Origin of the sequence: Longimicrobium sp., from assembly GCA_036389135.1 — a bacterium.
Classification (GTDB): Bacteria; Gemmatimonadota; Gemmatimonadetes; order Longimicrobiales; family Longimicrobiaceae; genus Longimicrobium.
The window spans coordinates 1-9,809 of the sequence record DASVQP010000103.1; the positions used below are offsets into that span (position 1 = coordinate 1).

General features: G+C 71.2%; 12 protein-coding genes. 7 read left to right on the forward strand and 5 right to left on the reverse strand.

The window, feature by feature from the left end:
* Positions 1-288 precede the first annotated feature (288 nt).
* Genes thiO through VF584_21735 form a run of 5 tightly spaced genes read right to left on the reverse strand, consistent with a single transcriptional unit; the run spans position 289 to position 4,524 of the window.
* Positions 289-1,392: a glycine oxidase ThiO gene (gene thiO / locus VF584_21715; protein ID HEX8212808.1), complete on the reverse strand. Its 1,104-nt coding sequence runs from the start codon at positions 1,390-1,392 to the stop codon at positions 289-291.
* Positions 1,389-2,519, reverse strand: a complete 1,131-nt coding sequence (locus VF584_21720) for a M20/M25/M40 family metallo-hydrolase (protein HEX8212809.1) — start codon at positions 2,517-2,519, stop codon at positions 1,389-1,391. Before VF584_21720 ends, thiO begins: the two co-directional genes overlap by 4 nt.
* Positions 2,509-3,060, reverse strand: a complete 552-nt coding sequence (locus VF584_21725; protein ID HEX8212810.1) for a gamma carbonic anhydrase family protein — start codon at positions 3,058-3,060, stop codon at positions 2,509-2,511. Before VF584_21725 ends, VF584_21720 begins: the two co-directional genes overlap by 11 nt.
* Entirely contained in the window at positions 3,060-4,028 is a 969-nt protein-coding gene (locus tag VF584_21730) for a pyridoxal-phosphate dependent enzyme (GenBank protein ID HEX8212811.1), read from the reverse strand. The genes VF584_21725 and VF584_21730 overlap by 1 nt, the downstream gene beginning before the upstream one ends.
* A gap of 34 nt (positions 4,029-4,062) precedes the next feature.
* Positions 4,063-4,524, reverse strand: a complete 462-nt coding sequence (locus tag VF584_21735; GenBank protein HEX8212812.1) for a BsuPI-related putative proteinase inhibitor — start codon at positions 4,522-4,524, stop codon at positions 4,063-4,065.
* Positions 4,525-4,777: 253 nt separating this feature from the next.
* On the opposite strand from VF584_21735, the gene VF584_21740 reads away from it, so the two are divergent.
* The 7 genes from VF584_21740 to atpA form a co-directional block, all read left to right on the forward strand.
* Positions 4,778-5,035 (forward strand): AtpZ/AtpI family protein, encoded by a 258-nt coding sequence (locus VF584_21740; GenBank protein ID HEX8212813.1) that lies wholly within the window; start codon positions 4,778-4,780, stop codon positions 5,033-5,035.
* Entirely contained in the window at positions 5,032-5,394 is a 363-nt protein-coding gene (locus tag VF584_21745) for a hypothetical protein (protein HEX8212814.1), read from the forward strand. Before VF584_21740 ends, VF584_21745 begins: the two co-directional genes overlap by 4 nt.
* Complete coding sequence (gene atpB / locus VF584_21750) at positions 5,395-6,426, forward strand: F0F1 ATP synthase subunit A (protein HEX8212815.1); 1,032 nt, start codon at positions 5,395-5,397, stop codon at positions 6,424-6,426.
* Between the two features lie 263 nt (positions 6,427-6,689).
* Positions 6,690-6,968: an ATP synthase F0 subunit C gene (gene atpE / locus VF584_21755; GenBank protein ID HEX8212816.1), complete on the forward strand. Its 279-nt coding sequence runs from the start codon at positions 6,690-6,692 to the stop codon at positions 6,966-6,968.
* A gap of 89 nt (positions 6,969-7,057) precedes the next feature.
* Positions 7,058-7,654, forward strand: a complete 597-nt coding sequence (gene atpF / locus VF584_21760) for a F0F1 ATP synthase subunit B (GenBank protein HEX8212817.1) — start codon at positions 7,058-7,060, stop codon at positions 7,652-7,654.
* Between the two features lie 3 nt (positions 7,655-7,657).
* Positions 7,658-8,224 (forward strand): ATP synthase F1 subunit delta, encoded by a 567-nt coding sequence (gene atpH / locus VF584_21765; protein HEX8212818.1) that lies wholly within the window; start codon positions 7,658-7,660, stop codon positions 8,222-8,224.
* Positions 8,225-8,405: 181 nt separating this feature from the next.
* Positions 8,406-9,809 (forward strand): F0F1 ATP synthase subunit alpha (atpA, locus tag VF584_21770; protein HEX8212819.1); only part of this gene is annotated, 1,404 nt, incomplete at its 3' end.

Consider the following 9,809-nt stretch of genomic DNA (forward strand, 5'->3'; position numbering starts at 1 on the left):
CTTATAGGCGAGACCTCGACACGCGGGTCAGCATCCAGAGGATTCGTCCTGGACCGAAGCACACCGCCGCGCTCGTACTTCTCTCCCTATTCGTTTGCCGCGAACGGGGGCAATATTCGTAGCGCAGCGGTGCGTGTCAGCAATACGATTATCCGTCGGCGGAGTTATCCACAAGCCGCTGCGGGGAGTAACACGCCCCAGGCACTCTCCTCGCGGCTCATGGATAACTCCGGAGTAGCTATAAGGGGGCAGTCGAGTGTAACGAGACGGGGGTGAGGGCCCCCGCACCTACTCAAACCGCCCCACCCCAAACTCCGCCACCACATCATCCACCCGCCCCAGCAGCCCCTCCCCGACCAGCTCGCCGGTCAGCGGCGCCAGCAGGATGCCGTTGCGGAAGTGCCCCGTCGCGTAGTGCAGCCCCGCGACTTCAGGGTCCGGACCCAGGATGGGGAATCCGTCGGGGGTGCCCGGCCGCAGGCCGGCCCAGGTCTCCACCACCGCCGCGTCGGCCAGGGCCGGGGCGATCTCGACGGCGCCGGCGAGGAGGCCGAGCAGGCCGCGCGGGGTGACCGTCTTGCGGAAGCCCAGGTGCTCGACCGTGGCGCCAGCCAGCACGCGGCCCTCGGTGCGCGGCACCAGGTAGCAGCGCGGCGAATCGATCACGTGGCGAAAGAGCGGGGGGATCGACTCCAGCGCCAGGATCTGGCCATGCACCGGCTCGACTGGGAGAGGGCGGGGAAGGCCCTCCATCCGCCCTGCCCAGCTTCCCCCCGCCAGCACCACGGCGCCCGCATCGATACGCTCCCCGCCGGCCAGCATCACGCCCGTGACACGATCTTCATCGCGCAGCAGCGCGACGGCATCGGCGCCAAGGCGGAAGTCGACGCCGGCGCGGGCGGCGGCGCCCCAGAGCGCGCGGCCGAGTGCACGGTTGTCCGCCTGGTGGTCGCCGGGAAAGCGGAGGGCCCAGCGCGTCGCGGGCGACACCGCCGGCTCCAGCGCACGGACCGTATCCGCATCCAGCCGCTCGACAGACAATCCAGCCGCCGACTGCCAGGCGAAACGGTGCTCCAGCTCCGCCTCGTCTTCGTCGCGCAGCGCCAGGTACAGCGTCCCCGCGTCGCCGTAGCCGACGTCGATCCCCGTCTCCTCCGCGAGGGCGGCGGCGAAGGCGGGGTACATGGCGCGGGCGCGGAGAAGGAGGTCGAGAAAGGGCCCCGGCGCGTCGGCCTCGGCGAGCGGAGAGAGCATCCCGGCGGCGGCGTGCGAGGCCTCCATCCCGGGCGTGGCGCGCTCCACCACCACCACGCGCAGCCCGCCACGCGCCGCGTGGCGGGCGACGGCGCACCCGATCACCCCTCCGCCTACGACGATGACGTCCGCGTTCACCCCGGCGCGGCTCCCGTCAGAAAGAGCTCGAACAGGCGCACCGTCGCCTCCACGTCGGTGGGGTCGACCGCCTCGAAGGGGGAGTGCGAGTAGCGGATGGGGGGTGCCACCAGCAGCGCCTCCATCCCCTGCCGCACCAGGTGCGCCCCGTCGGACGAGTAGTGGAAGAGCACCATCTCCTGGATGGGGATCCCGTTGCGCCCGGCCACCTCGCGCATGGCGTTGATCAGGCGCCGCGAGTAGTGGACGGAGGAGTCGCGGTGCACCAGTGTCGGGCCGCCGCCCAGCCGCACGGGGATGTGCTCGCCGGAGGTGGTGGGGATGTCGCCCGCCAGCCCGTTGTCGATCACGAAGCCGATGTCGAAGGCGCGCCCGTCGCGCGCCAGCGACGACGCGCCCACCATCCCGATCTCCTCCTGCACCGTGAGCGCGAGCGTCACGTCGAAGCGCGGCGCCTGCACGGACAGCCGGCGCGCCAGCTCCACCAGCACCGCCACGCCCAGCCGGTCGTCCATCGCCTTGCCCACGAGGAGCCTGCCGAGCTTGCGCGGCGGCGAGTCCCACACCATCCGCGTGCCGATGTGGATGCCGCGCTCCCCGCACTCCCGGGCGGAGAGCCCCACGTCCACGAACAGGTCGTCCCACCCCAGCCGGACGCGGTCCTTTTGCTCCGGCGTCATGGCGTGGCCGGTGGTGGTCGCCACCACGCCGGGGAGCTCGCCGCCGTCGGCCAGCACCCGCACCGGCGCGCCCAGGAAGTAGGGGAAGGAGAAGACGTCGCGCTCGCCCGGAAGGACGCGCAGGAAGCCGTCCGGGGTGATGGAGCGCACGATCAGCGACAGCTCGTCCGCGTGCGCCGCCAGCAGCACGCGCGGGCCGGGGCCCGGGATGTGGAGGAAGAGGTTCCCCACCGCCGACTGCGTCACCTCGCCGAGCGCGCGCCACTCACGCGCCACCCACTCCAGCACGGCGTCCTCCTGGCCGGTGGGGCCGGGGAGGAGGGAGAGGGTGCGGATCAGCTCCTCCATCCCCTCCGCGCGCGTGCGCGGAGGTGCGGGGTGCGGCGCGGCGGCCGCGGCGTACGAGGGTTCCTGGGGCGCGTCCAGCCCGCCGAAGTCATTGCTCATTCAGTTCTCTCCCATTGTCCCCGCCCTGCGCCATGTACCGCCGCGACAGCTCCACGTAGTGCGCCGCGCTGGTGGTGACCCAGCGGAGCGACTCTCCCTCCAGCTCCTTCTTGACCGTGGCAGGCGCGCCGGCGGCCAGGTGGCGCGCCGGGATCTCCGCGCCGCTCCCCACCACCGCACCGGCCGCGATCAGCGCCGCCTCGCCCACGAGGGCGCGCTGCAGGACGACGGCGTTCATGCCGATCAGCGCCCCGTCGCCCACCGTGCAGCTTTCCAGAATCGCGCCGTGGCCCACCGTGACGTCCGCGCCGATGAGGGTGGCGCCCTGGCGGCTCACGTGCACCACGCAGTTGTCCTGGATGCTGGTGCGCGCCCCCACGCGGATCTCGTGCTCCGGCTCGTCGCCGCGGATGACGGCGCCGAACCAGATGCTCGCCTCCTCCCCGATCGTCACGTTGCCGATCACCGTTGCGGTAGGCGCCACGAAGGCGCTCGGGTGGATGCGCGGGTGGATACCCGCGAATGATAAAATCGTCGCCATCAATCGCTCCCCAGGACCTCCGCCATCCGCGCGGCGTCCACGTTGCTCCCGCTCAGGATCACCGCCACCGGCCCCGCGAGATTGCGGATGGCGCCCTCCAGCAGCGCCGCCACCGCCACCGCGGCCGATCCCTCGGCCACCACCCCCTCCTCCACGAAGAGCCAGCGCATGGCGCGGCGCACGGCGTCCTCGCTCACCAGCACTACTTCGTCCACCACGCGCCGGGCGACCTCCAGGCTGCGCGCGTCCGTTTCGCCGGAGAGCCCTTCACACAACGTCGCACCCTGCGGCGGGCAACACAGCGACCCGGCGGCCAGTGAGGCGTGCATCGCCCCGGTCTCGTGCGTCTGCACCCCCACCACGCGCGCGCCGGGCGCCAGGGCGCGCGCCACGATCCCCGTGCCGTTCACCAGCCCGCCGCCACCCACCGGCACCACCAGCGTGCGCACCTCGGGCAGCTCCTGCAAGATCTCCAGCGCCACCGTCGCCTGCCCGGCCACCGTCATCGGGTCGCTGTACGCGTGCACGAAAGCGGCCCCGGTTTCCGCCGCATGTGCCTCGGCGGCGGCGTGCGCCTCGTCGTAGCCGCCCTCCACCAGCACCAGCGCCGCGCCGAGGCGGGCGATGCGCCGCCGCTTGGTCTCCGGCGCGGAGGCGGGGACGAAGACGAGGGCGCGGGCACCCAGCAGCCGCGCGGCCAGCGCCACCCCCTGCCCGTGGTTCCCCGCCGACGCCGTCACCAGCCCGCGGGCCCGCGCCTCCGGCGCGAGCGTCGCCACGCGGTTGTAGGCGCCGCGCAGCTTGAAGGAGCCGGTGCGCTGCATCCCCTCCAGCTTGAGAAACACCTCGGCGCCGTCCGAGAGCCCGTCGCACCGCTCCAGCGGGGTGCGACGCACGATCCCCTGCAGCCGGCGCGCCGCGGCGAGCACGTCCGCCATCGACGGCGCGGCATCGGACAGAGTGGTCACGGCAACGGTCGCGCCGCGGGGATGCGCGAGCGGCTCACGGCAGGGCGAACGCGGTGGATTGCTGGATCGGATGGTTGGTCGAAGTCAGCCACGCCACGGCCGTCAGCCGCCGGCCACGCAGCCCCGCCCCGGGACGCCACACCTCCGTGTAGCTGCGCGTCTCCCCCGCGCCCAGCGACACGGACATGAGCGCCTGCACGAAGGAGCGGTCCGCCGACCAGCGCCAGACGTCGCGCGTGCCCTCGCGCACCGCGAAGTCGTGCGTCATCCCGCTGGAGAAGCTCAGCCGCACCGGCGCGGTGGTCGGATTGGTGAGCTGCAGGGAGAAGCGCACGCTGTCCCCCGCCGGCTCCACCTGGAACGAGGAGACCAGCGGGCCCGTGTAGCGGCTCGTCTCCAGCGGCGGCGCGGCGGAGGGGGCCGGACCGGCGGGCGGGCGGCACGCCACGGCGCCCGCGGCGAGCGCGATGAGCAAGGCGGGGAGGATGCGGCGCATGGGCGGCGGCGGCTGGAGTGTGCCGGGCTTCCCTTGAGGGCGCGACGGCGGCTTTGGAGCGGCGCCGCAACGAGTTCCGCGGGGCCGGCGGGGCAAGATAGACGCACCCGTTCCGGGGCGTCAAGCAAGGCCCCGGCCCGGACGAAAAGGAGCTTGCGAAAAATTTCACAAGCGCCCATATTCCTGCTTGCGAAAAATTTCACAAGCTCCTATATTGGCCGCGCCGAACCACCCTGGAGAGGATTGGAGCACAGTGGACGAGCCTCGCCGCACTCCGCCGAACGCCGGGAAGACCGGAGCTCCGACGCCCGCCGACATGGCGGGGATCGGGGTGCAGTTCGTGGCGGTGCTGCTGGCGTTCCTCTTCCTGGGGAAGTGGCTTGACGAGCGGCTGGGCACCTCTCCGTGGCTCCTGATGATCGGGGTGTTCCTCGGGTTCGGGCTCAGCCTGCTGTACATCTACCGGCGGCTGGCCATCGACCCCAAGGAACCGCGCAAGGGGGGAAGATGAAGTCTCGCTGGCTCCTTCCGGTGGCAGTGCTGGCGATTGGAGCCCTCGTGTACGCGGGCGGCGTGGCACTTGCTGGGCCCGGCGCCCGCGGCGGAGTCGCCGTGGGGGTGGCGATCGCGTGCGTCTTCCAGATCTTCTTTCTGCTGGTGGCCCGCGTGGCCTTTCCGGGAAGGCAGCTGGCGGCGTACGGGGTGGGGATGTTGGGGCGGCTGATCGTGGTGGTGGCGTCGGCGCTGGTCCTGGTGCCGGCCGCCCGCCTTCCGGCCGCTCCCACGCTGTTCTCGTTGGCGGCCGTACTGTTCGCAACCACACTGCTCGAGCCGGTGGCCCTGGCCGCCGGCACACCAAAGAAGAGCTGAATGTTCGCACGCATCGCACTCCTCCTGGCCCTCGCTGGCGCCTCCACGGCCGCCGCGCACGCCCAGGACCATGGAACGCCCCCGGCCGCGGCGCAGCACGGAACCGCGGGCACCGTCGTGCACCCGGCCTCGCCCGAGGGGCGCGCGGCCGAGGTGCTGGACCCGAGCCACGAGCAGGGCGGGGCCGGCCACGGCGCCGAAGCCGCGCACGGCGAGGAAGAGGGGATCGACTACCTCCACCACATCCTGGACGCGCGCGAGATCGAGCTTCCTTTCGGCCTGACGCAGCACCTTCCCGGCAAGGGCGCCTGGATGGTGGGCGGCATCGACATGACGCCGACCAAGCACCTCGTCTTCCTGTCGATCGCGGCGCTGCTGACGCTGCTGGTGCTGCTGTACGGCGGCGTACGCGCGGGCGGCGCGGAGCGGGGGCTCCCGGGCGGGCGGCGCTACAACATGGTGGAAGCGATGGTCCTCTTCATCCGCAACGAGGTGGTGAAGCCGAACATCGCCCACGGCTACGACAAGTACGCGCCGTTCGTCATCACGCTGTTCTTCTTCATCCTGTTCAACAACCTGCTGGGGCTGCTTCCCTACGGCTCCACCGCGACCGCCAACATCTCGGTGACGGCCGGGCTGGCTCTGATGGCGTTCCTGGTGGTGGAAGTGGGCGGGATGATCGCCCTTGGCCCCAAGGGCTACCTGGGCACCATCTTCTTCCGGCCCAAGGGGATGCACCCGGTTGCCGGGTGGGCGATGGCGATCGCGCTCGCGCCCATCGAGTTCTTTGGGAAGCTGACCAAGCCGGCCTCGCTGGCCATCCGGCTGATGGCGAACATGGTGGCCGGGCACATCGTGCTGCTGGCGCTGATCTCCCTGATCTTCGTCTTCGGGAGCTTCGCCCTGGCCGCCGCGCCGGTGCTGATGGCCACGGGGATCTTCTTCCTGGAGATCTTTGTCGCGTTCCTGCAGGCGTTCATCTTTGCGATGCTGACGAGCGTGTTCATCGGGCTGATTCAGCATGCGCATTGACGGCAGTGCCAAGTGCCCAGTGCCAAGTAACTGCACTAGGCACTAGGCACTAGGCACTAGGCACTAACAACGGGAGTCCGCGGCTTGCTCCCAGCTTCGCACCAAGCCGCCGGCGGGGACCGCTCACCCCCGTCGTACAGTACCCGGGCATGGGCCCCCGGGGAGGGCGCGCGGCAGCGATGCCGGCTGGCGTCCACCGGTCTTTATGGCCGCGCGAGCGGAAGCCCGACTCGATACACCCCAAGATCCCTGGAGGGATTCTCATGATGATGATGCAAGCGGCGGCCGACACCGCCAACGCGCTCAGCGGCGGCCTTCTCGGCGCCCCCATCGGCGCCGGCCTCGCGGTCATCGGTGCCGGCATCGGCATCGGCCTCATCGGCTCCCGCGCGATGGAGGGCATGGCCCGCCAGCCCGAGATCGCCGGCACCATCCAGACCGGCGCGCTGATCCTTGCCGCCTTCGTGGAAGGCGCGGCGCTGTTCGCGATCGTGGTGGCGTTCGTGGTGCAGACCGGCGTCTTCGCCGCGCTCGCCCGCTGAGCCGTACCCGGCCGGCCGCCGCGGAAGCTCGCGGAGGCCGGCCGGCCCTGAACTTTTTCTTTCGAACCGGACTCAACCGGCAAACGGATATGCGCCGCTCCAGCATCGCTCTCTCGGCCCTGCTCCTCCTCGGCTCCGCCGCGCCCCTCGTGGCGCAGGAGCACGAGGAGGCGCCCGGCCTGCTGTCGCCGAATCCGGGGCTCATCATCTGGACGATCGTGGTCTTCGTCGTCGTCCTGGTGATCCTCTCCCGCTTCGCTTTCCCCAAGATCCTGGGCGCCGTGGCGGCCCGCGAGGAGAACCTCCGCGAGCTGGCCGCCGCCGCCGAGCGCGACCGCGCCGAGGCCGCCGCCATGATGGAGGAGAACCGGCGCATCCTGGAGGAGACCCGCACGCGCGTGCAGGAGGCGGTGAACGAAGGCCGCACCAGCGCCGAGCGCATCCGCGCCGAGATGCTGGCCGAGACGCGCCGCGAGCAGGAAGCCCTGCTGGAGCGCGCCCGCCAGGACATCGCCTCGGAGCGCGAGAGCGCGCTGCAGGCCGTGCGCCGCGAGGCCGTGGACGTCTCCATGCGCGCCGCCGAGCGCCTGGTGCGCCGCAACCTGGACGGCGAGGACAACCGCCGCCTGGTGCGCGAGTACCTGGGGCAGGTCGCCACGCAGCCGGCCGTCGGCGCGGGAGCCTGAGCCGTGCGCTCCGAGGTCATCGCGCGCAACTACGCGGACACGCTCCTTACCCTGGCGCAGCGCAACGGCGGCGCCAACACGGCCGTCGAGTTCCAGACCGCCGCGGACGAGCTGGCCAGCCTGCTGAACACGGAGCCGCGCATCCGCGCCTTCCTCTCGGCGCCGGCCATCTCCATGGACGCCAAGAAGGCGGCGCTCCGCGGCGCGCTGGGCGGGCGCGTCCCCGAGCTCTTTCTGCGCTTCGTGCTGGTGGTGGTGGACAAGCGCCGCGACAACCTCCTTCGCGAGATCGCCCTGGCGTACCGCGAGCGGGTGGACGAGATGATGGGGCGCCTGCGGGTGGACGTCACCATCTCGCACGCGCCGGACGCCGCGCTCCAGGAGGAGATCCGCGCGTCGCTGCAGACGCGCTTCGGGCGCGAGGTGATCCCCACCTTCCACGTGGAGCCCGAGCTGCTGGGCGGGATGGTGATCAAGGTGGGCGACCAGATCCTGGACGGCTCGGTTCGCAGCCAGGCGGCCGGGCTGCGCCGCAGGCTGATGGACGCGTACCTCCCGGCCGGCACGTGAAAAGCAGTGCCTGGTGCCGAGTGCCGAGCCCTCAGTAACTTCGGGACCGATTGGGAACTGGGCACTGGGCACTTGGCACTTTCTCTGTTCGAACCGGCGGGACCCAGCGGTTTAACAGGCAGCACGCAAGCATACTGATGAGCACCGGCGGCGCACGCCGGACCTGAAACGAGGAAGAACGATGGCGGTCGATACCCAGCTCCGGGCCAGCGAGATCAAGAACGTTCTGCTCGGCGAGATCGAGCGGTACGAAAACAACTTCACCGCCGAAGAGGTGGGCGAGGTCCTTGAGGTAAAGGACGGGATCGCGCGCATCTACGGCCTGGGCGGCGCCATGTCCAGCGAGCTGCTGGAGATCACCGCCACCGAGAGCGGCCAGGTGGTGAGCGCCCTGGCGCTGAACCTGGAAGAGGACAACATCGGCGCCGTGGTCATGGGCGACTGGACGGTCATCCAGGAGGGCGACCGCGTGCGCCGCACCGGCCGCGTCTTCGACATCCCGGTGGGCCCGGCCTACCTGGGGCGCGTCGTCAACCCGCTGGGCGAGCCGGTGGACGGCCGCGGCCCCATCCCCTCCGTCGGCCGCCGCGCGGTGGACGTGGTGGCGCCCGGCATCGTGCTGCGCCAGCCGGTGAAGGAGCCGATGCAGACGGGGATCAAGGCGATCGACGCCCTCATCCCCATCGGCCGCGGGCAGCGCGAGCTGATCATCGGCGACCGCGGCACGGGGAAGACGGCCGTCGCCATCGACGCCATCATCAACCAGAAGGGCCAGGGCGTCGTCTGCGTGTACGTCGCCATCGGCCAGAAGAACTCGACCATCGCGGGCGTGGTGGCCCGCCTGGAGGCCGCGGGCGCGATGGAGTACACCATCGTGGTCGCCGCCAGCGCGTCGGACCCGGCGCCGCTGCAGTACATCGCCCCCTACTCGGGGACGGCGCTGGCCGAGTACTTCATGTACACCAAGGACGAGAACGGAAAGGGCAAGGCCACGCTCTGCGTGTACGACGACCTGTCGAAGCAGGCCGTGGCGTACCGCCAGATGTCGCTGGTGCTCCGCCGCCCGCCGGGCCGCGAGGCGTACCCGGGCGACGTGTTCTACCTGCACTCGCGCCTGCTGGAACGCGCGGCCAAGCTCTCCGACGAGATGGGCGGCGGCAGCCTGACGGCGCTCCCGCTGATCGAGACGCAGGCGGGCGACGTGTCGGCGTACATCCCCACCAACGTGATCTCGATCACCGACGGGCAGATCTTCCTGGAGTCGAACCTGTTCTACTCGGGCGTGCGCCCGGCGGTGAACGTGGGCATCTCCGTCTCCCGCGTGGGCGGCTCGGCGCAGATCAAGGCCATGAAGAAGGTGGCCGGCAAGCTGAAGGGCGAGCTGGCGCAGTACCGCGAGCTGGAGGCGTTCGCCGCCTTCGGCAGCGAGCTCGACGCGGTGACGCCGCGCCAGCTGGCGCGCGGCGCCCGCTCGGTGGAGGTGCTCAAGCAGGGCCAGTACGCGCCGGCGCCGGTGGAGCACCAGGTGGCGATCATCTACGCGCTGACCAACGGCTACCTGGACAACGTGGACCTGCCGCAGGTC